This is a genomic window from Sphingobacterium sp. NPDC055431 (assembly GCF_053644255.1).
Window position 1 is genome coordinate 657,683 of the sequence record NZ_JBSHLH010000001.1, and the last position, 26,631, is coordinate 684,313.

A 26,631-nucleotide genomic window follows, 5' to 3' on the forward strand; every position below is an offset into this window, starting at 1 on the left:
TGAAAGATCTTATGTCTTGTGTCTAATGTCTCTTATCTATAATGAAATTATGGCAAACTTAAAAGAAGTTAGAAATCGTATTACCTCCGTATCTTCTACGCAACAAATTACCAAAGCGATGAAAATGGTATCTGCAGCGAAGTTGAAACGTGCAACCAATGCTATCATCCAATTGCGTCCATATGCGACAAAATTGAGGGAGATCTTGGCTCAGGTTTCAGCCTCCGTAGAAGGTAATAATTCGCCATTCACGCAAGATCGTATCCCTACGAAGGTATTGATCATCGTGGTGACCTCAAACAGAGGTTTAGCGGGAGCTTTCAATGCTAATGCCATTAAAACTGCCAATAATTTGATTGCAACGAAATATGCAGATCAATTCGCAAGAGGAGATGTCAGTATTATCGCAATCGGAAAAAGAGGTCAGGATTTCTTCAGCAAACGTGATTTCAAGGTAATCGGTAATAACAACGAATTGTTCAACAATTTGGATTTCGAAAATGTTTCGAAAATTACGGAGTACGTGATGGAACAGTTTAAAGAAGGAAACATCGACCGCGTAGAGGTGGTATATAACCAGTTCCGTAATGCAGCCGTTCAAATCTTGACATCAGAGCAGATTTTACCTCTTTTGCCTGAGAATAAAGAAGAGGACAATGTTGCTGAATTGGATTATATCATCGAGCCTTCAAAAGAAAAAATCATTGAAGAGCTTATTCCTAAAGCAATCAAGATTCAGTTATACAAAGCAGTACTGGATTCACATGCGTCTGAGCATGGTGCCCGTATGACTGCGATGGATAAAGCAACAGAAAACGCAGGAGACTTGTTACGCCAATTGAAACTGTCGTACAACCAAGCGCGTCAAGCAGCAATTACAACAGAGTTGACAGAGATCGTTTCTGGTGCTGCAGCCCTTTCAAATGGCTAATAAATAAAAATATTAATTTGTATAAGGAAAGCCGTTATCATTTGATAACGGCTTTTTTGTTGGCTATGGTTGAATTGTTTGAAAAATATTTCAGTCCTGCTGGGTAATGTCATTAAGTTAAGGAAAAACAAAATTTAGATTCTTCGTTACTTTTGAAGCGCAAAAGTAACCAAACCGACGAAGGAGCTCACGGATACCAAAAACAACTCGAATCCGTAAACGCTTCGGCCCATTTTAGGTGGCTTTTCGCACGGGCTCCCGCACATGGATAGAATGCCTTGTTGTCGGGAATATCTTTCAATAGATCATCCCTTTTAAGGGGATGATCTTCTGACAGCATTCCAAGGCCAATCCCATCGCACAGGTCAACGGCATTCTTTCCATCTCTCCGCCACTGGAAATGAGCCAGAGGCTAAAGGACTTCCTGAGGAAGGATAAATGTTTGTTAATTTTCCAAACATCCAGCAGGGGTGGAATATTTATCAATTAGCATATTATCTTGGTCCATCCTCGAATCCTTAATCCTGGTTCAAAACCCACTCAAATCTCCTATCTCCCATCTCATATCGATCCCAAGCAAACCATTCCATTTCCACGATGTTCTATTTATTAACAGCAGAAAGATTAATATTATGACAACATTACCTTAATATTACGCATTTGACTTCTGTATTTCTGACTATTATCGTAATTTTGTCAAAATTTTAGTTTTCAATTTGCTCTGAAGAGCAATTTTATAAATTTGTGTAGGGTTTTTATAACTCAGTGAGCTTTGATAGAGTTAATTCGATTAACCTTGGGTGTAAATGAAATTATTTAGGGTATGGCAAAGAAATTATATGTTTCCAATTCGACAGAGTCTTCGAGAATGTTCAAGAATGATTTTCTTGAATCGTTGACCAAGGTACATTATTCTGTTCCATTGATATTTTGGATTCCTGTTAAGATCTTTTTTATTTGGAGGGCATTGGTCCCTGGGGGATTGTCAGTTGGTACTGTCGTGATGTACTATATCTTTGGTCTGTTGTTTTGGACTTTGGCGGAATATGTATTGCATAGATGGGTTTTCCATTATGAACCGAGTTCAAAATTCGGTAAAAGAGTGCATTTTATTTTCCATGGGGTACACCATGACTATCCTAAGGATCGCTTGCGATTGGTTATGCCACTTTCTGCAAGTATCCCAATGGCAGCAATCATCTATTTTATCTTTAGCTTTTTCTTTTCGCCCTATACCTTAGCGGCATTCTTCTCGGGGTTCTTATTGGGTTACCTGATCTATGATGAATGCCATTATGCGATGCATCATGCTAATTTTAAATCAGGCTTGTTTAAAAGGATTAAGGATCACCACATGTTGCACCATTACTCGGAACCTGAAAAAGGTTTTGGGGTTAGTTCAGCGATCTGGGATGTAATATTCGGTTCTGGATTTAGCAAAAAGAAAGCTGCCCAAACAGATAAGAAAAAAGCTAATGAACTCAAGGAAGTCCAGCAACAACAATTAAATTAAATATATAAAGAAGGGGTTCAGATGAACCCCTTCTTTTTTATGGCTGATTTTGTATTACCAGCGAATCAAAGCTGATCCCCAGGTGAATCCGGCGCCAAAAGCAGCCAGACATACCAAATCACCATCTTTTATTTTACCTTCCTCCCAAGCTTCGCAAAGTGCAATGGGCACCGAAGCAGCAGTGGTATTGCCATATTTCTGGATGTTATTGAAAACCTGGTCGTCTGACAAGCCCAAAGTCTTTTGGACGAACTGAGAAATACGAAGGTTTGCCTGATGAGGAATCAACATGTCAATATCCGCAGTTTTCAGGTTGTTTTTTGCTAAAGCTTCCCCAATTACTTCAGGGAATTTTACGACAGCTTTTTTGAATACGGCTTGGCCATCCATATATGGGAATGCTGAACCGTCTTCCAGCATTTCTTTGGTCATTAACATACCGCCCAATTCTACGTCTGGCCATTGTGGCATCTGTTCGCCCAAATAATAACCAGCAGAAGCACCAGGGTAGTACATCGCCAGTTTCTCTGCTTCGGCACCATCAGAATGAAGGTGTGTGCTCAAAATGCCTTTCCCTTCTTCTTTGGTTGGTTGCAATACCACAGCACCTGCACCATCGCCAAAAATTACGGAAACTGCGCGACCACGGGTTGAGAAATCCAATGCGAAGGAGTGTTTTTCAGAACCGACTACCAGGATATTTTTGTACATACCTGTTTTGATGAACTGGTCGGCAATGGACAAGGCGTAGATAAACCCCGAACATTGGTTTCTAACATCTAATGCACCCACTTCTTTCATGCCCATTTCGCGCTGTAATAAAACGCCACAGCCCGGGAAATAGTAGTCAGGGGAAAGGGTAGCAAAAATAACAAAGTCGATTTCTTCTGCAGTGGTATTTGCTCTTTCAATAGCAATTTTGGAAGCTTCTACCGCCATACTGGTTGTTGTTTCACCCACTCTATCGGCGAAACGACGTTCTTTAATCCCCGTACGCTCTTGAATCCATTCATCACTCGTGTCCATAAAACGGGTCAGGTCATTATTGGTATATACGTTCTTTGGGACATAGTATCCCAAGCCGGCTATTCTTGATTGAAACATAGGTCTAACTTTAATAAACAATTCAGCTAAATTACTGATTTATTTGAAAAATAAGCTATTTTTGCAGTATGAGCACTGAAGTTGAACAAGAAACATTTACCCTTGAAGAAATCCTTGCAGTTACCAAAGATTCCAACAAGTTGATTTTGTGGAATGATGATTTCAATACCTTTGACCATGTCATTCACTGTCTCATGCATTACCTCCAATATTCCGAAGCTGAAGCATCACGTATCGCCTGGACCGTACATACCAAAGGAAAGTGTACTATCCTGGAAGGTACCTATACCGAAGTCGAGGTCTACCGAAAGATCCTAAAAACTGAAGGATTAACCGTTTCGGTGGAATAAATACCCTCGTAATAATACAGTTACGAGCATTTAACTTTCTTAATTATTGCGCAACTTTGTGGCTGAAAACACTAAGAAAGATCCAAAATGCTATTGAAAAGATGCCTAAGCAGTTTATTTTTATTATTCCCTATTATTTTATTTGCCCAGAAAGTCGATATTCAAGGTCGAATTTTAGAACAAGATAGTATCAGGCCGGCAATCGGAGCCAGTGTAAGCTTGCTGTCGAATGTGAACAATGCCTATATCCGTGGCCAACAAACTAGCGCCAATGGTTCTTTTTCCATCCCAGATGTTGACCCTGGAACCTATAACCTTCAAGTGACCTATATTGGTTTTGCTACCTATACTCGTAATAATTTTGTTGTTACAGCGGGTAAAGATATAGACTTGGGTGCTATTGTATTGGCTGAAGAAGGGGAGAAGATCTCTGAAGTGGTTGTTCAAGGTAGGGTTCCTGACCTTCAGATTGGCATTGACAAGAAGGTTTTTGATGTTTCCCAAAGTATGGTCAGTGTTGGCGGATCTGCGCAGGACCTGTTGGGCAATGTCCCTACGCTGCAGGTAGAGTCTGATGGGAGCATCAGTCTTCGTGGATCGAGTAGTGTACGATTCTTGGTCGATGGAAAAGAATCGGCTATGGCAGGATCGGATATCAATGCTTTTCTACAATCCTTGCCAGCAGATGCTATTGCCAAGGTTGAAATCATTACCAACCCCTCTGCAAAATATGATGCAGAAGGACAATCAGGTATCATCAATATTATCCTTAAGAAAAATGCCCGCTTAGGCCTGAATGGATCGGTAACAGCTTCGGGTGGTTCCTATGAAAATGCAAATGCTGGAGTGACCCTTAATTATAGAGATGGCAAGGTGAATTATTTTGGAAACTATAATTTCAGTCGCCGTAATAATTTAGGGAGTGGCTTTTCAGATAACATCGATTATATCAATGGGGGAATAACCAATGAAAGCCCTAGGACCCAAAGTATCGAAGAAAGCAATCGACTAGGGTACAACCATACGATCCGATTCGGTACAGATTATTATATGAACGATAAGACAACCTTGAGCTTGACCACCAACTTGAGCTTAAGGGATAATGAACGTGGGAATGATATCAACTATAATTATTGGAATGTTCCAGGATTGGGGACCACCAGTTTCCGTAATTCCTTGCAGAATGAAGATGATTTGGGAATTGATGCCCAAGTAGATTTTAAGCGTACATTAAAGCGTGAAGGGGAAGAGTTGACGGCCAATGTTTCCTTTGGTTATGATACAGAGGATGGTGTAAATGATTTCCATCAAACATTTGCAAACGGGAATGCGGATCTGAAGCGTGTGAACAATACCTCAGAGTCCGGTAAGAACTGGAACATGCAATTGGATTATGTTCTGCCATTAGGTGAGAACCATAAATTCGAGGCTGGATATCGCAGTATCTTAAGGTATTCCGATGAAAGTCAATATTCAGAAGAGCTTGATTCATTAACCCAGCAATTTCTTCCTGATTATCGGATTACGAACGATTTTGACATGACGAGCACCGTTCATGCGCTATATGCCAATTACCAAAAACAGATTACAGAGAAATTAGGAGCACAAGTTGGCTTAAGGGCTGAGCAAGCAAACCTGAATACCAATATCTATTCGCATGATTTAGATAACCCAAGCATTATTAAGAGTGACCAAGGTAAATTGGATTATTTCCGCCTATATCCAAGTGTTTTCTTAAGTTATGCTGTAGGAAAAGGACAGGGAGACAAAGTGCAGTTAAGTTATTCACGCCGTGTGCAGCGCCCAAGGGGATGGCAAGTGAACCCATTTATCGATGTTTCAGATGTTCAGAATTACCGTCAGGGTAATCCTAACTTGCTACCAGAAGATATTCATTCCACTGAATTGAGCTTTTCAAAGTTTTATGAGAAATGGAACTTTATTTCATCGGTGTTTTATCGTCGTGTGAACGATCAAACCCAGCCGGTGATCTATGATGAAAGCTTGATTGCTGATATTGTAGGAGATAGGACGAATGTAACCTATATGAAATGGGAAAATGCATCGGATCTGGATGCTTTTGGATTTGAGTTGATATCCAAGGTTAATTTAACCAAGTGGTGGGATGTTACAGCAAATGCCAATCTTTCACAAATTACTTTCCATCCAAAAGCCGGTCTGGGACTTGAAGGCAGAGAGTCGTTCAACTGGAACGGAAACCTGACGACAAACCTAAAAATCACACCTACTTTTTCTGCTCAGGTCAGAGGAGATTATAGAAGTGGAATGAAGACCATGCAAGGTGAAATGAAGCCTATGCGTGGAGTTGATGTGGCCTTGAAAAAGGATGTGTTGAAGAACAAGGGTAGTTTAATGCTGAATGTACGAGATGCATTCAATACGCGCAAATTCCAAATGCACAATTACTTGCCGAACCGTGAAATGCAGTTTTCGCATAGATGGATGAAGAGGATGATTACCTTTTCATTTACCTACCGATTTGGTCTTCAAAATTTTGGAAGAAAAGACCGTGAGCAACAAGGTCCTGACATGGACGATATGGGCGGTCAACAATTTTAATACTTGATTTTACGATAAGATTATTTAAATTAGATTTTCACTTAATCAACTTTATACTATGAAAAGAAACTTTATGTATGTATTAGTAGGCGCAATCGGATTGACAGTTGCCTCATGTGCAACCAAGAACGCTTCCACGCAAAAAGGAGCAGATGTTCCTGCCTATGAAGTACTGGACCTGCCTAAAGTATCCCTTAAAGATTTTAAAAAGAACTCCGCTGGAGCATACGTTCTATTTGATGGAACATCATTGAATGGATGGAGAGGCTACGGCAAAGACCATGTGCCAAGTAAATGGGGCATTGATAACGGAACCTTGAAGTTTTCAAAAGCACCTGCTGGTGTACAAAATCCTGAAGGTGGAGATTTGATCTTCGCTCATGATTTCAAAAACTTTGAACTGGAATTTGAGTGGAAGATTTCAAAAGGAGGAAACTCTGGAACCTTCTTCTTGGCTAAAGAAATCAAAGGACAGCCAATTTACATTTCAAGTCCTGAGTTCCAGTTATTGGATAATGAAAACCACCCTGATGCAAAACAAGGTGTTGATGGAAACCGTAAATCATCTTCATTGTATGATATGATCCCTGCGAAACCTCAAAATGCATTCCCTGCAGGCGAGTGGAACAGAGCTAAGATTGTTGTTAGCAAAGGAAAAGTAACGCATTACCAGAACGACGAGAAAGTTGTTGAATATGAATTGTGGACTCCTGAGTGGACTCAATTATTGGAAGCTAGTAAATTCAGCAAGGAAAAATGGCCTTTGGCATTTGAGTTATTGAATAACGTAGGTGGTAAATCGAAATCAGGTGTGATCGGATTCCAAGATCACGGTGATGATGTATGGTTGAGAAATATCACTGTAAAAGAATTATAATGTTTAAATTATTAAAACATTGGAAAGAGAGCTTTTTGAGCTCTCTTTTTTGTATGCTGCTATTGATAGCTTCCGCACAAGAGATCAAATGGCATGATGTGCTGAAAGAAAGTGCGTTGAAGGGCAGGGTTAAGCCAATAGGAGCTCATGACGGCTATGCCAGATTACCATTGGCATTGAAAGGGGAGGTTCGGGATGCAGTCTGGAATTTGGGCCAGGATGCAGCAGGTGTTTATGTTGAGTTCAAGACTTCAGCAGCTTCCTTTTCCATTCGCTATCAAGTTGCGGGAGGGCTGAATATGCCGCATATGCCAACTACGGGGGTAAGTGGTTTGGACCTTTATACCAAAGCACCTAACGAGAAAGAATGGAATTGGATACATGGGAAATATAGTTTCAAAGATACCATTGGCTATACCTATGAAGATTTTGGATCCCTTTCGGGAAATATATTTAGGTTATACCTCCCGCTATATAATTCCGTAAAATGGATGGAAATTGGGGTAGCTGGTGATCTGAACTTTATCCATCAGAAGAGCAAGCCTATCATTGTATATGGAACTTCCATTGCTCAAGGTGCCTGTGCATCTAGGCCAGGTTTAGGCTGGACCAATTGGATGGGTAGGAACTTTGACCACGATGTTGTTAATTTGGCATTCAGTGGAAATGGCAGGTTGGAGCAACCTATTTTAGACTTGATCAAGCAGGAAGATGCTGCTGTATTTATTCTGGATTGTATCCCCAACCTATCGGTAGCGGGAGAGGATGGGAAAGATAAATTGACTGGCTTGATCAACAATGCTGTCAAGACCATCAGGGTAAAGCATCCTAAGACGCCAATCGTCATTGCTGCACACAGTTCTAGTGAGGTTCCAGGGGTTTTCAACATGAAGACCAATGCAGACTACCAAAGTCGTTCAAGAGTTGCTGAAAAGGCCGTGAAAGCTTTGCAAGGACAGGGAGATAAAAATCTTTATTGGCTATCAGAAAAGGAAATCGGATTGGATAGGAATTCAACGGTGGACTATGCCCATCCAAATGACTATGGAATGGAGAAAATCGCTGCCGCCTATACCAAATTATTGAAGAGTATCTTGAAATAAAATATGGGTTACAACAGCTATCAGGATTAAAATAGCTGTTGTAACTCTTTTAAATCCTTGATCATGTGATTGACATCTTCAGGTTTCTCAACCTCGAGTGGATTGAAGAAAATGGCTTCCAAGCCTGCATTCTGTGCTCCACGAACATCAGCATCTAAGTTATCCCCAATCATGACCGCTTCGGTTTTATTCGCGCCACCATTATTTAAGGCATGTTCAAAGATTCGGATATCGGGTTTATTGATACCGATGATCTCTGAAATGACAATGGTTTCGAAGTAGGGAGCAAGGTTGCTATGCTGTAATTTTTTCTCACAGGCCTCTTTAAAGCCATTTGAAATCAAGTGCAGGGTATATCTGTCCTTTAAGTAAGCCAAGGTCTCATGTGCATTAGGAAACAGATTGGTCTTGGTGGGACAGATTTCTAGGTATTCTTCTTCAAAAGCCAATGGGAACAATTCTGGATTGACCCCTAATTGGGTGAAAGTATCGGCAAACCTCAATTTTCTCAAGGTTGGTTTATCTATCTTACCATGGTGATACAGGTTCCATAGACGATGATTGTTTTCAGTATAGGTGGCAATGAACCTTTCCGAAGTGGGTAAATTGAAGATATCGTTGAAGGAATATCTGAAATAAAGTTCATGCAGGGTTTCTTCGGCATTTCTATCAAAATCCCAAATGGTATGGTCTAAATCGAAAAATAAGTGTTTTTTATCGTTGAACATGTGCAAATATAAGGTCAATAGCTGGCTGAATCAACCAGGAATCTAAGTTTACTGTCATAAAGTATGGCTTGCTTCCTAATGAAGCCGTATTTGAGTACATTTGCGCAGGAAACATCAAGTATGAGAAAAGCTTTATTTCTATTTTATTTTCTTGTCTTTTATGCGATTACCCAATTATTGTGGTGGGGATTTATCTTAGTAAAGTTTGAACCCGACCGCAAGGGAATGATCATAGGAGAAGGTCTGATTTTCTTGTTGATCTTTATATGGGGAGCTTTGAAGCTGAAGAAACATGTAAAAAGAGAACATGAGATCAGCCAGCAACAGCAGAACTTCCTATTGGCCATCACTCATGAGCTTAAATCCCCCTTAGCATCTGTAAAACTCTATATTCAAACGATATTGAAACGTGATCTGGATAGAGAGCAGCAGAAGGTCTTTTTAGGGAATTCCCTAAAGGATATCGAACGCTTGGATGATCTGGTTGAAAACATCCTGTTGACGACTAAATTAGAGAATAGAGCCTATCAATTGCCTAAAGAGGCTTTTAATGTCACTGAATTGGTGGAGCAGATCGTGGATAGATTGCAGAAGAATGCCTGTAAATCCCAAGTCATCAAGCCTGATTTAGACGGAGATATTGAGTTGAAGGCAGATAAATTTGCGATCAGCAATGTGATTACAAACTTGATTGAAAACGCGGTAAAATATTCACCTCCTTGTGCAACTGTTTATGTCAAGTTGAAGAAACAAGGCAATAACCTGTTATTTTCGGTTACAGATCATGGCGAAGGAATACCTGATGATGAAAAAAAACTTATATTTAATAAGTTTTATAGAGTAGGTAGTGAAGCGACCCGAAAAACCAAAGGCACTGGTTTAGGGTTATATATTGTTAAGACAGTATTACAAAAACACAATGCAACCATTAGGGTAAAGGATAATACCCCTACTGGGAGTATCTTTGAAGTAATTTTTGAAAATTATGCAAACTAAACAACGTATACTATTAGTTGAAGATGAGGAACATCTGTTAGAAGCGATCAAGTTGAATCTAGAGCTTGAAGGCTACCGTGTGACGACGGCAACAGATGGTAAAAAAGCATTAAAAATATTTAAGGAAGAACGTTTTAACCTGATTATCCTGGATGTAATGATTCCGGAAATCGATGGCTTCCAAGTTGCAGAAACCATAAGGCTTCAGAATTCGGAAGTTCCTATTATGTTCTTAACGGCCAAAAACAGTTCAGAAGACCGTATTACAGGCCTTAAAAAGGGAGCTGACGATTATTTAGTGAAACCATTTAACTTGGAAGAGCTGATTTTGCGCGTGAGCAACCTGATCCGCCGTGGTATGAAAGGAGATGACCTAAAAGAGTTGAATTCATACAGTATTGGTGACAAGACCATCTATTTCAATTCCTTTGAGCTACATCATGCTGATGGTAGCATTACTTCTTTGACAAAGAAAGAAACGATGTTGCTTAAATTATTGATAGAGCGCAGAAATGAGGCAGTTTCCCGTGAGCAGATCTTGGAGACAGTTTGGAATTATGATGTGTACCCATCAACACGTACGATCGATAATTTTATCTTGACCTTTAGGAAGTATTTTGAACCTGATCAAAAGCATCCGATTTATTTCCATTCCATCCGTGGAGTCGGTTATAAGTTTACAGACAACTCGAACTAAACGAATAGATGACTAATCAAGCTCGAAAAATAGTAATCGCAATTGCGATTGCTTTTCTATTGTATGCCATTTATGCCAAGCATTATAATATTGCGGTCTATATCTTTGGAGGTATTACCTATTTGGTATGGAGCTACCTGAAAGAGGGCACCGTTTACTTGGCGACCCAAGCTTTTCATAAGCAAGATTACGAGAAAACAAAGAGATTGCTGGCTGAGATCAAGAATCCGGATAAACTACGTAAAGGAAGGAGAAACTTTTATGAGTTTATGATGGGCAATATAGCCTTGAAGGAGGATAGGATCGAGGAGGCCGAATATCATTTTCAGCTAGCCTCAAGGTTGCCTTGGCGTAAGGACAATGAAAAGGGAATGGTCCTGATCAATCTAGCGAACATCAACTTGAGGAAGCATGATTATGAAAGAGTGCAGGCCTATTTGGATGTGGCGAGTAAATTGAGGCTGACGGCCAGACAACAGTCAATTATTGAGAAAATACAAAACGAAGTAAATAAGAATAAGTAGTGGACAAAAATTTGAAAAACGATCTATTGATTCGCGCTGCGTTGTCGCAGCCTACGGAACGACCTCCAGTATGGATGATGCGTCAAGCAGGAAGGTTTATGAAAGAATATTGGGAAATCAAGAACAAGTATTCTTTCTTGGAAATGTGCAAAACCCCTGAGATTGCCGCAGATGTTACCATGCTGCCAATAGACCTATTAGGTGTTGATGCAGCTATTTTATTTTCGGATATCTTGGTTACGGCCGAGGCAATGGGGGGAGACCTATCCTTTGAACAAGGTGTAGGCCCGAGATTCTCCAATCCGATTAGGACAGTGCAAGATGCCGAGAATCTATCGGTAGATTGTTTGGATAAACTACAGTATGTTGCTGATGCCATCAAAGTAATCCAAGGCCGATTAGACGGTAAAGTGCCTTTGATCGGTTTTGCAGGTGCGCCATTTACAATTTTGAGCTATTTGGTTGAAGGTGGTTCTTCCAAGGATTTCAAATTGACTAAAACCTTGTTGAACAATCAACCTGAATTGGCACATTCCATTTTGCAGAAGATTGCCGATGTAACGATCAATTACATGAATATGCAAATCGATGCAGGTGTTAATGCGTTGCAGTTATTCGATAGCTGGGCATTGGCATTATCATGGAATGATTACCATGAGTTTTCGCATAAATACAATAAATACATTATTTCTAAATTGAACAGAAAAGACGTACCGGTTATTTCTTTCTGTAAAGGAAGTTCTGTATTTGCACCGATTATGGCAGAAGCACAACCAGATGTGGTTTCTGTAGATTGGAATGCTGATTTATTGAACATCAAAAAATCCTTGCCTAACAATATGGCTGTTCAGGGTAACCTGGATCCATTTGTGCTTTATGCAGATAAGCCAGTGATCAAGAAAAAGATCTTAGATCTATTTGAACGTATGCGTGGAGAGGATGGATTCATCTTTAACCTTGGACACGGTATCATGCCTGATATTCCTTTTGACAACGTGAAATACGCTGTAGAAACCATTAAGGAATTCAGATACTAAGAAAATATCAAATTTAGATATGGGAGCTGTCACGATGTGGCAGCTCCTTTCTTTTTAGCTATTAATTCATTACCCTATCATGTCAATATTTGCTGATTTAATTTATATTTTTGAGGATTAATACAAATTATGGTCTATCTATACGCGAAAGCAATCCATATTATTTTTGTTATCTGCTGGATGGCTGGGCTTTTTTATATGCCGAGGTTGTTTGTATATCATACGGAAGCCAAACAGAAATCTGACATCGAATATCAAGTTCTTCATAAGCAGTTTGTTATTATGGAGAATAGGCTGTGGTGGGTGATCACAACGCCTTCAATGTATTTAGTCATTATTTCTGCCTTGGTCATGCTCTATATCAATCCAGCGCTGTTGTCTACAGGATGGATGCAGATCAAGTTGGGTTTTGTTGCGGCCTTGATAGCCTATCACTTTATCTCCCAAAAGATCATGTACAGGTTAAGGGATGAAAAGTCCAATTGGACCTCAACGCATCTACGGATGTGGAATGAGGTTTCTACGATTATCTTGTTTGCTATTGTCTTCCTGGTGATCCTTAAATCTGCAATAGGATGGGTATTTGGTGTTCTGGGAATCTTTGGGTTGGGAATTTTACTGATGATACTTGTTAAGCTTTATAAGAAATACCGAAAGAGTAAAGGGGAGCAGGTTGACTAATTTATATGCTATGAAGAAATTACTTTGGATATTATGTGCTTTTATTTTTCCTATTTCCCTACATGCGCAGGAACATGATTGGGCCTTTGGGATTTACAGTGATCTAAAATTAGACGATGCAGCTTATGATGCCAGTTTCGGGGTTCAGGGTAAGTATGATTTTACGAATCGATCTGCGGTCCAAGCCCAGATTCATGGAAGAGGTGATCTACTGGCTGTTGGTGCCGACTATCTTGTGAGTATTTTTAATAAGGAGAAATCCAATTTCAATATCTTCTTGGGTGCAGGTTTGGGACAAGAGTTCTTTACCTATGAAAATGCAGTTGGCGCTGAAGGGGATGAGCCCATGCCTAGAAAGGAAAACTTTACCAAAGCTAATGGGCAAGTAGGGATCAGTTATTATTTCCCTAGTGTAGATTTATCTCTTTATACAGGGTATAAAGTGAAATATCAATTTAAAGATGAAGTTACTGAGCCCAATTATGTGATGTTGGGACTGAGATATCATATTTGGTAATTGTTTTGGAGGTTAATTGCCTCCAAAACAGATATATTTTACCTCGATATACTCATCGAGACCATATTTTGACCCCTCTCTACCTAAACCAGATTGTTTAACGCCTCCAAAAGGTGCTGAAGCATTCGAAATCAATCCTGTATTTACTCCGACCATGCCCGTTTCCAATTGCTCCGCAACGCGGAAACATTGATGTACATCTTGGCTAAAGAAATAGGATGCTAGGCCAAATGGAGTGTCGTTGGCCAATTTGATTGCCTCTTCTTCAGTCTTGAATTTGAATAAAGCACATATAGGGCCGAAAGTCTCTTCCGTTGCAATGATACTATGGGCAGGCATATTGGAAAGGACCGTTGGTTCATAGAATAAACCTTTCATTGCTTTTCCACCGGTCTCAATTTTTGCTCCTTTGTCAATAGCATCTTGCACATGTTCTTCAACTTTTTTAAGTCCTTCTTCATTGATTAATGGACCGACCTGAGATGTTTTCTTTAATCCATCCCCAACTTCCAATGCTTTTACTGCTTTGCTTAGTTTTTTGGTGAATTCATCGTAAATATCCTCTTGAACATAGAATCTATTGATGGAAACACAGGTTTGTCCGGTATTCCTAAACTTACCTGCCACTGCACCTTCAACAGCTTTGTCAATATCTGCATTGTTGAATACCAGGAATGGGGCATTTCCACCAAGTTCAAGGGAGATCCTTTTGATCGTTGAAGCTGCCTGTTCCATAAGGGTCCGACCAACCGAGGTAGATCCTGTAAAGGAAATCTTCCTGATTTTCTCATTAGTGGCTAATTCTTTTCCTATTCCTTTGCTGTCTTTGGAGGTAATGACATTCAATACTCCCTTCGGAACTCCGGCTTCATCGGCTAATTTTGCCAATGCAATAGCGGAGAAGGGTGTTTGGGAGGCGGGTTTCAGTACGACGGTACAACCGGCTGCCAAGGCAGGGCCAACTTTACGTGTGATCATCGCCAAAGGGAAATTCCAAGGGGTAATCGCCGCAACGACACCAACACCTTGTTTGATGGTTTGCATCCTAGCGTTTCCAGCAAGTGAGGGAATGGTTTCCCCATAAGCACGTTTTCCTTCTTCCGCAAACCAGTCAATAAATGAATTGGCATAATCGACCTCAGTTAGGGATTCCTTAATAGGTTTGCCACTCTCTAGGGTCATGATCTCTGCGAGTTCCTGTTTATGCTCATTGATCAGGTTGTAAAGATTCCTTAAGATTTTAGATCTTTCGCCTACAGGTGTATTCTTCCAAGGGTCCCAAGATTTGTAGGCGGTGTCAACAAATTTCTGACAATCTTTTACCGTTAAGTTTGGTAAAGATCCTACAGGTTTTAAAGTAGAGGGATTGATGACTTCAAATGTGTCTTTGGAACTGATAAAAGATCCATTTAAATATGCTTTTTCTATTAATAGCGAATTCTTCATAGTCAATTTTTTATTCGAACAAATGGGAATGGTAAATGTTTAAGCCAAGAATATAGACCTTAGATAAAAACAAAATGGAGGTTTTTAGGCCTCCATTGTTATTTTTTAAAGATTACTTAGGGTGTGACCCATTTTGTCTCTTTTTGTTTTCAAATATGCTTCGTTGTATTTGTTGGGAATGATTTCGATTGGTACATTATCGACCACTTCAAGACCATAACCGATCAATCCTGCACGTTTAGTTGGATTGTTGGACATTAGGCGCATTTTGGTGACACCCATGTATCTCAAGATCTGAGCTCCAACACCATAATCACGTAAATCTGGTTTGAAACCTAATTCTAGGTTTGCATCAACGGTGTCAACGCCAGTTTCTTGAAGTTTATAGGCATGTAATTTATTGACAAGGCCGATTCCTCTACCTTCTTGGTTCATATAAACGATAATACCTTTTCCTTCTTTCTGGATCATCTCCATAGCTTTATGGAGCTGAGGACCACAATCGCAACGGCATGAGCCGAAGATATCGCCGGTGACGCATGAGCTGTGCACACGTACCAAGATAGGTTCATCTTCTTTCCATTCACCTTTGTATAGGGCCAAATGCTGTTCGCCTGTATTCTTTTGGGTAAATGCTTTCATTTTGAAATCACCCCATTCTGTTGGCATTTCAACACTTACTTCCTCTTGGATCAGCGTATCATGCTTCAAGCGATATTCAATAAGGTCTTCAATAGAGATGATCTTAAGGTCGAATTTCTCTGCAACCTTTATTAAATCTGGAAGGCGAGCCATTTCACCATCATCCTTCAAGATCTCGACTAGCACACCTGCAGGTTCAAAGCCCGCAAGACGAGCTAAATCTACTGAAGCTTCTGTATGACCGGTCCTGCGCAATACCCCACCATCTTTTGCGATCAATGGGAAAATGTGACCAGGACGACCTAATTCCTCAGGCTTTATATTGGGATCAATTAATGCTTTGATTGTTTTTGAACGGTCAGAAGCTGAAATACCAGTGGTACAGCCATACCCTTGAAGGTCTACAGATACAGTGAAGTTGGTTTCATATACAGCTGTATTGTTGTTGACCATTAAACCTAAGTTTAATTCCTTACAACGTTCTTCGGTCAATGGAGCACATACCAAGCCTCTACCATGTGTGGCCATAAAATTAATGACCTCTGGAGTGGCATTTCTAGCTGCGGTTACAAAGTCTCCTTCATTCTCACGGTCTTCATCGTCTACAACAATGATAACCTTTCCAGCTTTAATGTCTTCGATTGCTTCTTCAATCGTATTTAATTGAATTTTCATTTGTTTTAAATATTAATGCAAAGGTAGGGGTATTTAGCCATTATTTTATAAGTAAGTTGTCATAAAAACGCGATTGGGTAAGCAAACCAACTGAATCTAATCGACCTCAACGGGCATATGCTTGTTTCTGTACTCACTTGGCCGAATCTGATAATGGTCAAAGTACACTTTAGAGAAGTGATGTGCATATTTAAAACCAGTTAGATACGCGATTTCCTTGATCTCTAATTCTGGGTTTCTCAAGAGTTCCTGTGCTTTTTTCATCTTTTGCCTCCGGATGTACACAAAGACGGTTTCGCCAAAGAGCTCTTTAAAGCAGTTTTTAAGTTTAAATTCATTGATTCCAAATTGCCTACATAAAGTCTTGATACGTAGGTCCTGATGATAGTTTTGGTCTAAAAACTCCTTCAATGACATCATGTTATCGATATCAGATTGATTCCATTTAACTTGGTTGATCTGGTTGTTTGCTCCAGCAAAGACCGTTATCATCAATTCTATGGCCTTGATACGAATGAATTGTTTTGCGAAATCGGATTGGTATTGGTGATGCAGCAATTCCTGGATCAGCTGTTGTTGTTGGGCAGTTATCAGTGTCGCTTTTCTACAGAAAGTGTAATTTTTTAAAAGGAAATGCGCTTTTAACTGTTGCTCTGAATAGCCTTGGGTCCCTAACAACTGGAATAGAAATTCCTGATCCATATAGATGTCCAATACCTTTCGAGAGCTATTGTAAGTAATGTGTCCTTGGGGATTGGCTATTTATGAATTGATAGTGGTTGCTTGGAATTATGATGCAGTAATGGTTTTTACTTTCGAAATGGCAATTTCCTTCAATTTCAAATTGGACTTTTATCAGATGCGAATCATTCAGGATACTTAATTTAAAAGGCTTAAAAAGATTCCATTCTTGATATTTGATGGATATGGACTCATCATTAAACTCTAACAACCTTCCTTCCATGTATTCATTGGACAGAAACCTGCTCGAAAAACCATTGTCTATTTGTAGGTTTTCAGCATTTGTCAATTGATCATTCAGTTGCTCCCTAGCATAGAATTCCTTAAATGTAATTGACGGTAATTTATCCATTATTTGTTGTTGAATATCCCTTTTTTGTTATCAAGGGGTATTCAAAAGTAATACTTTTGCAGCATTATTTATAATTATTCTAAATAGGTTTCTTGGACAGTTTGGGGAACTGTCTGTCTTCAACGCAGTAAGAAATAAGGATTCTAGTTCTTTAGCCTGTTTCCGGGTCAGGATGAAAAGAAAGATAAAATGATGGAAACCGTCCGATAAAACGCAGACTACTTATGAAAACAACAAATAAAACAGTGAATTTTAATTATTTATTATGCTATTACAAATCAAACTATGCACCATTCTATTGTTGTTTTCCCTTACAGTTCAAGCTCAGTCCGTTATTAAAGGATTGGTGCACAATGAAAATAATGAACCTCTAGGTCAAGTGACCGTTTTACTTAAATCGACTTCAAATAACACCAAACAAGTGATTTCAACTGACCAGAAAGGCTATTTTACTCTCGAACTGGAATATGGAAACTATGATCTACAAATATCATATCTTGGTTATTCTAATTATATTAAAAAAGATCTTCACTTAGCTTCCAAACATGTTGATCTGGGAAGCATAAACCTATTTCCTTCCTCTCAATCCTTAGAAGAAATAGAAATTAAGGGTGAAAGAAAGTTAATTGAAAGACTCTCAGACCGAATGGTAATCAATATTGAAAACAGTATCCTTGCCGACGGTATGACAGCTCTAGAAATCCTTCAACGAGCTCCGGCTGTTAAAGTGGATGACGATGGTAATATCAGCATGCGCGGAAAGTCTGATGTCGCCGTAATGATCAATGGTAAATTGTCCTATTTATCCCCTCGGGATCTTGCAACTTTGCTAAAAGGGACATCCTCATCATCCATCAAAAGTGTCGAATTGATTACGAATCCCTCCGCTAAATACGATGCCCAGGGAATGGGTGGTATGATCAATATTGTTATGAAGAATGATAAAAAGGCAGGGTTCAATCTATCGGTCAATAGTTATGGGGGAGCTGGAAGGAAAGAAAGATATGGCGCCGGTTTTAACCTGAATAGTCAAAAGAACAAGTGGAACTTTATCTTAGGTTTTGACAAAGGCTTTAGAGGTGAAGAAGAATATCGAACCTTTAGCCGTTTCTTTGAAAAGAATCCAACAGAATCCCTAAGCAGAAAGTCCATTCAATATTCCCATACCAACGAACCCCTACAGACTAATAATGCAAAGGCGGGTATTGATTTTCAGGCAACTGAAAAACTCAGTTTGGGAATTGGCTGGTCAGGAAGTTTTGGAACCTATAAGAACTTTAACCAAGGTTACAACAATATCCTTTTCAGTAATGAAGAGCTTATTTCCAATTCATTGACCGATAACAGCAATATCAGTAAATGGAATAACCATACCTTAATGGCCAATTTGCAGCAGAAAATAGGTTCGAAGGAGAATTTACTGTCTGCAGACTTTGAATACCTAAATGCCGATTATAAAGCGGATCAAAATTTGACCTCTGATTTTCAAAAGACCATCCATCAGCCCGCCTTTCTTTCCAAAAGAAAGAACCAAACCCCCTCAATTACCAAATTATATGTAGGCAAGCTTGACTATTTACAACATATCAATGAGCATCAGCGATTGGAACTAGGTTGGAAAAGCAGTTTTATGAATGCCGATAATAATGCGATCAATGATACCTTAAAGGCAGGTAACTGGGTCAATGATGGAAGCACCAGCAATCATTTCCTTTACGAGGAGCATATACATGCTGGATATGCTAATTATCATTTAGAATCGAACGACTGGAATTTCACGGCTGGGCTACGGGTTGAAAAGACTTATTCATTGGGGAATCAACTGACCAGTGAACTTCAAAATGAGCGAAATTATACCAACTGGTTTCCAGGTACCTCCATCAGTAAAAAAATTGGAGAAAAACATAATGTACAGTTTTCATATAGTAAAAGAGTCAATAGACCTGACTATGAAGATCTGAATCCCTTTCGCTATTATATCGATGCATTTGTTTTCTACGAAGGAAACCCTCTTTTGCAACCCGAATTAGCCAATGTGTTTGAATTGAATTATAGCTTTGGAAAGAACCTGCATGCATCCTTCTATTATACCGATGTGAAGGATGTGATGACAAGTGTATTGACGCAAATCCCAGCTCAAAACGTAACTATTCGCTCCATTGCCAATATTGAAGGCTTTCGGAACAAGGGAGTGAATGTCAACCATTCCTATGTTCCCCTGAATTTTTGGACAACCATTAATAACGCCAATATTTTTGAAAACCACTATTTCGGCGAGTTCAACAAGGAAGAAATTGATAACCGTGAATGGTCCTATACAATCCAATCCAATAATATCTTTAAACTGCCAAAAAAATGGTCCTTAGAGTTAAATGGACAATACAATTCTCCGCAAACAGATGGGGTATTACGTCAAAAAGGATTTGGTTTTATGTCTGCAGGAATAATGAAAAATATATGGAGTGATAAGGTCGCCCTAAAACTGGCGGTCAATGATATCTTCAAATCTATGACCTATCAAACCGAATCTTATGCCGGTGGAGTAAGGATGAAACAGAACTTTAACCTTGATAGTAGGACTTTCATTTTTTCAGCAACCATAAAACTTGGAAAGGACCTCAATGGAAGACATAGGAAAAAGGAAAGTGATGAACAGAATCGGGTAAGGGGAGGAAGTTAACCCAATCGATAATGAAAAATCCACCTTCCCCAAGGTGGATTTAAACCAAATTAAAAACTATATTGACTAACTAACTCTTTATTAAGAATGATTTGTTAAATGTGAGGAAATAGATTAAGCTATTTAAAATAGGTTTAGGTTAATTATTCCCCACATATCAAATCTTTTTACAAATTCTTACATGTTTTTGAATAATCGAAAATAATATAATTAGCCTTAAAGAACTTTGCCTTAATTAACAAATATCTACACTATATTAACAGGTAGTTGACGAGATTCGATATTCTATCGCGTACTATTGATTCATTCCAAACAATTTTTTGGCTCCAGCTATTAATTCAGATACACTACCTTTGAAATACTATGAAAAAACTATTAATCTGTTTAATCAATTTATCAATCTGTACTACCTTGAGCGCACAAAACAATTTAACGGCAGAACAATCAAATCCCAAAGAAATGGGGTGGATGAAAGGCTTTCCACCTGCTAAAGACAGCACCCTGTCCCTGTTTGATGGCAGTTTTTTTCAATTTCCAGGCTTACGATATAGTGTCTGTCATATGCGTGAATTTATGCCGACCAAAGTGGTTCAGGCAAATCAAAATGATAGATATAGCTTTGAAAGCAAAATAGACAGTGAATTGGATAAGGTGACTTTTATTCCATTGGGAGAAAAATCTCCAATAAACTTTAAAGAATCATTGGATAAGACTTATGCCGATGGCATTATCATTCTGCATAAAGGGAAAATTATTTATGAAAAATATTTTGCAGAGCTGGATCAGGAGGGTACCCATGCAGTAATGTCTGTAAGCAAAACTTTTACAGGAACTTTAGGGGCTAGCTTGGTTGCTGAGGGCATTTTGGATGAAAATAAATTAGTCCAGGATTATGTCCCAGAACTCAAGAACTCGGCCTTCGGAGATGCTACTGTCAGACAGGTTTTGGATATGACCACTTCCCTGGATTATTCGGAGGATTATGCTGATCCGAATGCAGACATTTGGGTGTTTTCGGCAGCAGGAAATCCAGTTCCGGTTCCTAAAGATTACAAAGGGCCGACCAATTATTATGAGTTTCTTGAAACTGTAAAAAAAGCAGGGAAGCATGGCGAAGCTTTTGGTTATAAAACCATTAACACCGATGCAATGGGCTGGGTAATCAGTAGGGCAACTGGTAAAAGCATCCCTGAATTGCTTTCAGAAAAGATTTGGAAACCCATCGGAGCTCATCACGATGGATATTATCAAATTGACCGTTCTGGAATTGCGTTTGCAGGCGGTGGCTTTAATGCCAACCTGAGGGATTTGGCCATGTTTGGGGAGATGATCCGAAACAATGGTCAGTTCAATGGCAAACAGGTATTAAAGAAGGAGGTTATTGATGATATCCGTAAAGGAGGAAAGCAATCGGATTTTGCCAAAGCAGGCTACAGCAATTTAAAGGACTGGAGCTACCGCAATATGTGGTGGATATCCAACAATAAGCATGGTGCATTCTGCGCAAGGGGCGTGCATGGACAGACGATTTACATAGATCCAACGGCCGAAATGGTCTTGGTAAGATTGGCTTCCCACCCGGTGGCAAGCAACACCGCCAACGACCCCTACTCTCTGCCCGCTTATGATGCCGTAGCAAACTATCTGTTGAACAAGAAATAACCAGAAGGCTCTCAGACAAGACTGAGAATTTTAGGTAAAAATATAATCAAAGCAACTACAACAGCTGTCACTGCGCTGATTAAAACAGCTCCAGATGCTAAATCTTTGATGATCTTAATATGAGGATGAATATCTGTGGTCAAATGGTCACAGATATTTTCTATTGAAGTATTTAAGGTCTCCGTAGTAAAAACAAAACCAATGCAAATCACGATTGCAACCCACTCCATACTACTTATTTCAAGTAACCAACCGGCAACCACGACCATGATTGCAGCAATGACATGGATCCTGGCATTATGTTCAAGCTTCAAAAGATGAGCTAATCCAGCAAAGGAATATTCAAAACTCTTGATTCTTTTTTTAAGGCTGAATGGCTCTTTTTCTTTGGACATTTCTCTTTATGATAATTATTGCCGAACTGGATTTTCTCAAAGGTATCAATTCCTGTTTATTTGAAAAAGTTAGGGACAATTAATGAGAATTTGATGGAATAAAATCTTTTGTCATAAAATATTAAGATTTCACCCAAAAATCGAGATATTTTAATTTCTAATTTCATTCTAATATCACACTTATACCCCTCTAATAGCATTTTATTTCCTTTGAGTATGAGAGAAAATCAAACTCATTTTCTATGCTAACTAACAAAAATCTCTTTTTAGGAATATGTTTTATTGTGCCAATTATTTTAAAGGCTCAAAATCAAGATCAGACAGCTCCCGATACCTTAAAGGTTTATCAGGTCGAGGAGGTAGAAGTCAATTCAAAATATTACAAACGCTATAATATCAAGGAGATGTCGGAGGGATTAAGGCTTCGAACTTCCTTGTTAAACACATCCCAAAATATTCAGATCTTAGATGGCGAGGTTTTCCGTGATCAAGCTGTAACCAACTTAAACGAAAGCCTGACCAGAAATGTCAGTGGTACCATGCGTGAAGAACTGCATAATGGTATATCACCTGATATCTATTCCAGGGCTGGCTATATTTCAGCTCAAAGAAATGGAGTGGACCTTAGACCTTTGGGAAAAGGCCCAATTGGAGATGATGTTGCGGTAATCGATCGGGTAGAATTCCTGAAGGGTCCAGCCGGTTTTATGCATGCCATGAGCGATCCAGCAGGATCCTACAATGTAGTCACTAAAAAACCAACAGGCGAGACCCGGAGAAGTATCGATGTGCTGATGGGGAGTTTTAACCAAATGCGGGCAGCAATTGACTTGGATGGGAAGTTTGATGGAGCAGAAAAGCTTCAATATCGCTTGAACCTGATGGGCATGAAAGCCAATGGCTTTATGGAACATGATCGAAACAACAGGATTCTTTTTGCGCCATCCCTAAAGTACCAAATCAACGAGAAATCCTCCATAACGGTAGAATATATCTATCAGCAGTTGAACTATTTGTTGTTGAGTGAGGCTCAGATGTCTCCTTACGGATATGGTACCCTGCCTGTAGATTTTACCATAACCGACCCAAGCGTCCGTCCTTTTTCGGGCAGTGATCACAATATGTTCCTGACCTATCAGAATAGCTTTAAAAATAATTGGGAATTCACTGCAAAAGCCAGCTATATCAAGATGGGCTATGATGGGTCCATTTTTTGGGTAAATGGTGCTAATAAGCAAAATCCAGATATCCTTGATCGTAATCTGGTCTATGATTCCAATAAGTACAATGTCTTTTCTACCCAATTCTATCTGAACGGGAACTTCAATACCGGAAGTCTAAAACACAATTTCATTACAGGAGTCGATATCAATAATAAATCGTCCAACAGCCGGGATACCTGGGGAACTGCTACAGCGGTCTATCCACTTTCCATTTCCAATCCGGTCTATTCAACGACCATCATGAATAATGGCATAGGTGGTGACTTTGCCTCTGAGAATGATTTCTATTCTGAGGGTAATATTGTTGAAAGACGACTGTTCTATGCATCCGTGTATGCCATGGATGAATTGAGCATGCTAAACGAAAAATTAAGGATTACCCTTGGATTGCGATTGACAGCATCAAAAGGAAACTCTACAGACTATGGTGCAAAAACAGAAACCGATGACTTGGTGTTGACTCCAAGAGTAGGCATAAACTATGCCTTGACTAAAGATGCTTCCCTATATTTCTTGCATGACCGCACTTATTTACCACAATCGGGTATCTCGGTAGATGGGAATGCATTGGAACCTATCCGAGGTATCAATTATGAACTAGGTTTCAAACGCGATTGGTCCGAAGGAAGATGGAACACAACATTGGCCGTTTACCATATCGAACGTAATCAACTTGTTTCTGTCGATCCTACTTCTAACTTGATCTATCAAACAGGTGTGAGCCAATCCAAAGGTTTCGAATTTGATATGAAAGGGCAGCTTGCCAAAGGATTGAATGCCATTGTCAACTATGCTTATACGGATTCAGAAATTACGGAGGATGAATATAACCCAGAGCTTATTGGAAGAGCAACCCCCAATTTGGTGAAGCATATCCAGAATACTTGGCTGAACTATTATTTACCTATCCCAAAGCTTAGCGGCTTTTCTCTATCTGCCGGTTACCAGTTACTCATGGGAAGGACAGAAAGGTTCCCTAATGCCAGTTCGCAACCCCTGGAAGATAATTTCCGATTGGATGTAGGTGCTGGCTGGAATAACGAAAAATATAAAATAAACCTTATCGTAAATAATGTATTGAACCGGAAAATGTATTCTACAGCATGGAGAAATGGGGCAAATGATATGTACTATTGGGTACAGATGGCGCCAATCCATGCAAGACTTTCCCTACGTGTTAACTTATAATCAACAACATGAAAAATTCAATTAAGATCATATCAAACCTGTTAGGAATAATGTTGGTTTTCCTAGTGGTATCTTGTAATACTTCACAAAACAACCAAAAGGAAGAAGCTAAATCAGCTATCATGGTAGAAGATGCCTTGGGGGCCAAAATTAATCTTGACAAACCTGTGAAACGAATCGTGTGTCTGGACGAACCAGGTTTGGATGCTTTATTTGTTTTGGGTGCTGAGAAGTCTTTGGTAGGTATTTTCAATGATGTCTACATGAGCCAAGAACTGTATCCTTATTATTCAAAGATGAGTGCAGAGATTGCAGAGAGAAAAATACCTGCACCGGGCTTGAACAACCAAGGAAATATTGAAAATATCATTGAGCTTTCACCGGATTTGGTCATTGCCGCTTCAACCCAAAAAGATTTGATCGAAACCCTTCGTAATGCAGGTGTACAAGTATACGCCCTGAATGCAATCTCTGAGGAGGAGGTCTATAAAACCGTTGATGATATTGGCATTCTGACAGGTAATGAGGATAGGGCCAAAGAGATTGTTTCCTATACAAAATCGGAAGTGAACAGGATGCTGAATGAAGTTGCAGGATTAAATGAAAAGAGACGGGTATATTTTACGGGTGCTTACGGAAGGATCCTTTCTACTACCGGAATAAATGGGATGATGCATTCTTGCCTGACCATGGCAGGTGTTGAAAATGTCTGTCCATATGAAGTCGGATTCCCTACCATTAATCCTGAAACATTGATAGAATGGAACCCTGATATGATCGTCATGTGGAATGATAGCCCAAACCTTTTTTATGACCGTAAGGAGTTTGCAGGAATTACCGCAATAAAAAACAGACAGATCTTTAACCTCGATCCGATGTTCTTTTACAATCCACATACCCTAAAGGCTTTGTGTACAGCAGCACTGATCAATGAATGGGCTTACCAAGGTGATAGTGCCCAGACCACGCAAAGGATTACTGAGGTCTTACAGAAACTATATGGAAACGAGAAGTCTGAAAGATTGGTGGAATTGCTTTAAAGATTGGGAAAAACAACATATAGTCCATTACGGCCTATATTCTACATATAGAAAAAAGCTCGATGTATATCGAGCTTTCTATTTTTACAAGGACTTGATTTTCCAAGTGTGCAAACCTTTTAAAATTTAAATCCTTTATATTCTTAAAGATTGATGATAAGATGAATATTGAAGATAAAATCCTTGAATCCGCCCTCAGGAATGAAAAACCCATCATTACCGATGAAATCGTGGCATATTACCGAAAAAATCCAGCAGAACTGGATTCCATGATCAATCAATCCATCTTCCAAGCCAAATTCTTAAAATATTTCTTTGTTCTAGGCCTTGGTCTAACCATCGCCGTGAGACTCCTTCGCTATTTCTTTGATGATGATGCCTTTGGTGAATTTGTCGATAGAATTATTTTAGATGTCCTATCCGAGATAGGGATCGCGATTTTTGGAGGAGCTTTGACCGTATACTTATTGGAATTCTTGAGGAAGAAACACTTTCAAGAAAGTATCCTATTTAGAAAAGAGGTGAAAAGAAGAATTAAAGAATTGGAGAAGGAACAGAAAGATTAAGAATCAATACCCAAACCATTCTGGTTTAAAAATCCTAACCAACCTAATTCAAAAGACCTTTCTCTAAATCAAATATTGCAAAGCTCTATTTCCACCCAAGGTCTAAATACTTTCTACTAAATACCAAAAAAGCTCATCCTAAGATGAGCTTTTTTCCAGTAGCGGGGAGCAGGATCGAACTGCCGACCTCAGGGTTATGAATCCTGCGCTCTAACCATCTGAGCTACCCCGCCGTTTTTCGGTATGCAAAGATAGCAATAAGGAATAATTATCAAAGAAAATTTTATACAATTTTAGACTTCAAATCCTCAATTTTCAGCAGAATCGCTACAATCAATTTATATTCAAAAAGATAGCCTCAAGGGAAATTAACCTAAATTTCC

General features: G+C 39.3%; 24 protein-coding genes and 1 tRNA gene. 17 read left to right on the forward strand and 8 right to left on the reverse strand.

Annotation, left to right across the window (positions count from 1 at the left end):
• Positions 1–49: 49 nt before the first annotated feature.
• Both atpG and ACWIB3_RS02820 read left to right on the forward strand, forming a co-directional pair.
• Positions 50–931 (forward strand): ATP synthase F1 subunit gamma, encoded by an 882-nt coding sequence (gene atpG, locus ACWIB3_RS02815; RefSeq protein ID WP_185210879.1) that lies wholly within the window; start codon positions 50–52, stop codon positions 929–931.
• Between the two features lie 823 nt (positions 932–1,754).
• Positions 1,755–2,444 carry a sterol desaturase family protein gene (locus ACWIB3_RS02820; protein WP_237219437.1) on the forward strand — a complete coding sequence of 230 codons (690 nt, stop codon included), beginning with the start codon at positions 1,755–1,757 and terminating at the stop codon, positions 2,442–2,444.
• A 54-nt stretch (positions 2,445–2,498) separates the two neighbouring features.
• Here the strand turns inward: ACWIB3_RS02820 and ACWIB3_RS02825 are convergent, their stop codons facing one another.
• Positions 2,499–3,548: a 3-oxoacyl-ACP synthase III family protein gene (locus ACWIB3_RS02825; protein WP_254526332.1), complete on the reverse strand. Its 1,050-nt coding sequence runs from the start codon at positions 3,546–3,548 to the stop codon at positions 2,499–2,501.
• Positions 3,549–3,616: 68 nt separating this feature from the next.
• On the opposite strand from ACWIB3_RS02825, the gene ACWIB3_RS02830 reads away from it, so the two are divergent.
• The 4 genes from ACWIB3_RS02830 to ACWIB3_RS02845 all read left to right on the forward strand — a co-directional run bounded on the left by ACWIB3_RS02830 (position 3,617) and on the right by ACWIB3_RS02845 (position 8,458).
• The gene (locus tag ACWIB3_RS02830) at positions 3,617–3,898 is read left to right on the forward strand and encodes an ATP-dependent Clp protease adaptor ClpS (protein WP_093098694.1); all 282 of its coding nucleotides are present in this window, start codon (positions 3,617–3,619) and stop codon (positions 3,896–3,898) included.
• Positions 3,899–3,985: 87 nt separating this feature from the next.
• Complete coding sequence (locus ACWIB3_RS02835) at positions 3,986–6,478, forward strand: TonB-dependent receptor domain-containing protein (RefSeq protein ID WP_454290806.1); 2,493 nt, start codon at positions 3,986–3,988, stop codon at positions 6,476–6,478.
• A 58-nt stretch (positions 6,479–6,536) separates the two neighbouring features.
• Positions 6,537–7,355, forward strand: coding sequence for a 3-keto-disaccharide hydrolase (locus ACWIB3_RS02840; RefSeq protein ID WP_185210874.1), 819 nt, complete (start codon positions 6,537–6,539; stop codon positions 7,353–7,355).
• The gene (locus ACWIB3_RS02845) at positions 7,355–8,458 is read left to right on the forward strand and encodes an SGNH/GDSL hydrolase family protein (protein WP_454290807.1); all 1,104 of its coding nucleotides are present in this window, start codon (positions 7,355–7,357) and stop codon (positions 8,456–8,458) included. The genes ACWIB3_RS02840 and ACWIB3_RS02845 overlap by 1 nt, the downstream gene beginning before the upstream one ends.
• Before the next feature lie 26 nt (positions 8,459–8,484).
• On the opposite strand, the gene ACWIB3_RS02850 is transcribed toward ACWIB3_RS02845, so the two are convergent.
• Entirely contained in the window at positions 8,485–9,186 is a 702-nt protein-coding gene (locus ACWIB3_RS02850; protein ID WP_185210871.1) for a YjjG family noncanonical pyrimidine nucleotidase, read from the reverse strand.
• Positions 9,187–9,306: 120 nt separating this feature from the next.
• Between ACWIB3_RS02850 and ACWIB3_RS02855 the strand changes: the two genes are divergently transcribed.
• From ACWIB3_RS02855 to ACWIB3_RS02880, 6 genes are all read left to right on the forward strand, one after another.
• Complete coding sequence (locus tag ACWIB3_RS02855; RefSeq protein WP_185210870.1) at positions 9,307–10,182, forward strand: sensor histidine kinase; 876 nt, start codon at positions 9,307–9,309, stop codon at positions 10,180–10,182.
• Positions 10,172–10,879: a response regulator transcription factor gene (locus ACWIB3_RS02860; RefSeq protein ID WP_185210868.1), complete on the forward strand. Its 708-nt coding sequence runs from the start codon at positions 10,172–10,174 to the stop codon at positions 10,877–10,879. Before ACWIB3_RS02855 ends, ACWIB3_RS02860 begins: the two co-directional genes overlap by 11 nt.
• Positions 10,880–10,887: 8 nt before the next feature.
• Positions 10,888–11,403, forward strand: a complete 516-nt coding sequence (locus tag ACWIB3_RS02865; RefSeq protein WP_185210867.1) for a hypothetical protein — start codon at positions 10,888–10,890, stop codon at positions 11,401–11,403.
• An 11-nt stretch (positions 11,404–11,414) separates the two neighbouring features.
• Positions 11,415–12,440, forward strand: a complete 1,026-nt coding sequence (hemE, locus tag ACWIB3_RS02870; RefSeq protein WP_185210865.1) for a uroporphyrinogen decarboxylase — start codon at positions 11,415–11,417, stop codon at positions 12,438–12,440.
• Positions 12,441–12,569: 129 nt separating this feature from the next.
• Positions 12,570–13,121 carry a protoporphyrinogen oxidase HemJ gene (hemJ, locus tag ACWIB3_RS02875; RefSeq protein WP_454290808.1) on the forward strand — a complete coding sequence of 184 codons (552 nt, stop codon included), beginning with the start codon at positions 12,570–12,572 and terminating at the stop codon, positions 13,119–13,121.
• A 10-nt stretch (positions 13,122–13,131) separates the two neighbouring features.
• A complete protein-coding gene (locus tag ACWIB3_RS02880; RefSeq protein WP_313260210.1) occupies positions 13,132–13,638 on the forward strand; it encodes an outer membrane beta-barrel protein in 507 nt (168 codons plus the stop codon).
• 12 nt (positions 13,639–13,650) lie between these two features.
• Here ACWIB3_RS02880 and ACWIB3_RS02885 read toward each other — a convergent pair whose 3' ends face one another.
• The 4 genes from ACWIB3_RS02885 to ACWIB3_RS02900 all read right to left on the reverse strand — a co-directional run bounded on the left by ACWIB3_RS02885 (position 13,651) and on the right by ACWIB3_RS02900 (position 17,494).
• Complete coding sequence (locus tag ACWIB3_RS02885) at positions 13,651–15,084, reverse strand: NAD-dependent succinate-semialdehyde dehydrogenase (protein WP_454290809.1); 1,434 nt, start codon at positions 15,082–15,084, stop codon at positions 13,651–13,653.
• Positions 15,085–15,189: 105 nt separating this feature from the next.
• Positions 15,190–16,401 carry a bifunctional 3,4-dihydroxy-2-butanone-4-phosphate synthase/GTP cyclohydrolase II gene (locus ACWIB3_RS02890; RefSeq protein WP_185210858.1) on the reverse strand — a complete coding sequence of 404 codons (1,212 nt, stop codon included), beginning with the start codon at positions 16,399–16,401 and terminating at the stop codon, positions 15,190–15,192.
• 96 nt (positions 16,402–16,497) lie between these two features.
• Positions 16,498–17,103 (reverse strand): helix-turn-helix domain-containing protein, encoded by a 606-nt coding sequence (locus ACWIB3_RS02895; protein ID WP_454290810.1) that lies wholly within the window; start codon positions 17,101–17,103, stop codon positions 16,498–16,500.
• Between the two features lie 25 nt (positions 17,104–17,128).
• Entirely contained in the window at positions 17,129–17,494 is a 366-nt protein-coding gene (locus tag ACWIB3_RS02900; RefSeq protein WP_454290811.1) for a hypothetical protein, read from the reverse strand.
• A 265-nt stretch (positions 17,495–17,759) separates the two neighbouring features.
• Between ACWIB3_RS02900 and ACWIB3_RS02905 the strand changes: the two genes are divergently transcribed.
• Together ACWIB3_RS02905 and ACWIB3_RS02910 are read left to right on the forward strand one after the other, a co-directional pair.
• Entirely contained in the window at positions 17,760–20,174 is a 2,415-nt protein-coding gene (locus ACWIB3_RS02905) for an outer membrane beta-barrel protein (protein WP_454290812.1), read from the forward strand.
• A gap of 363 nt (positions 20,175–20,537) precedes the next feature.
• Complete coding sequence (locus ACWIB3_RS02910; protein WP_254526322.1) at positions 20,538–21,836, forward strand: serine hydrolase domain-containing protein; 1,299 nt, start codon at positions 20,538–20,540, stop codon at positions 21,834–21,836.
• A gap of 11 nt (positions 21,837–21,847) precedes the next feature.
• On the opposite strand, the gene ACWIB3_RS02915 is transcribed toward ACWIB3_RS02910, so the two are convergent.
• Entirely contained in the window at positions 21,848–22,231 is a 384-nt protein-coding gene (locus tag ACWIB3_RS02915; protein WP_185216060.1) for a diacylglycerol kinase, read from the reverse strand.
• A 242-nt stretch (positions 22,232–22,473) separates the two neighbouring features.
• On the opposite strand from ACWIB3_RS02915, the gene ACWIB3_RS02920 reads away from it, so the two are divergent.
• The 3 genes from ACWIB3_RS02920 to ACWIB3_RS02930 all read left to right on the forward strand — a co-directional run bounded on the left by ACWIB3_RS02920 (position 22,474) and on the right by ACWIB3_RS02930 (position 26,248).
• Positions 22,474–24,642 (forward strand): TonB-dependent siderophore receptor, encoded by a 2,169-nt coding sequence (locus ACWIB3_RS02920; protein ID WP_454290813.1) that lies wholly within the window; start codon positions 22,474–22,476, stop codon positions 24,640–24,642.
• A gap of 8 nt (positions 24,643–24,650) precedes the next feature.
• Positions 24,651–25,682 (forward strand): ABC transporter substrate-binding protein, encoded by a 1,032-nt coding sequence (locus ACWIB3_RS02925; protein ID WP_454290814.1) that lies wholly within the window; start codon positions 24,651–24,653, stop codon positions 25,680–25,682.
• 161 nt (positions 25,683–25,843) lie between these two features.
• Positions 25,844–26,248 (forward strand): hypothetical protein, encoded by a 405-nt coding sequence (locus tag ACWIB3_RS02930; protein WP_454290815.1) that lies wholly within the window; start codon positions 25,844–25,846, stop codon positions 26,246–26,248.
• 159 nt (positions 26,249–26,407) lie between these two features.
• Here ACWIB3_RS02930 and ACWIB3_RS02935 read toward each other — a convergent pair.
• Positions 26,408–26,481 (reverse strand) — tRNA-Met (locus ACWIB3_RS02935).
• Between the last annotated feature and the right edge of the window lie 150 nt (positions 26,482–26,631).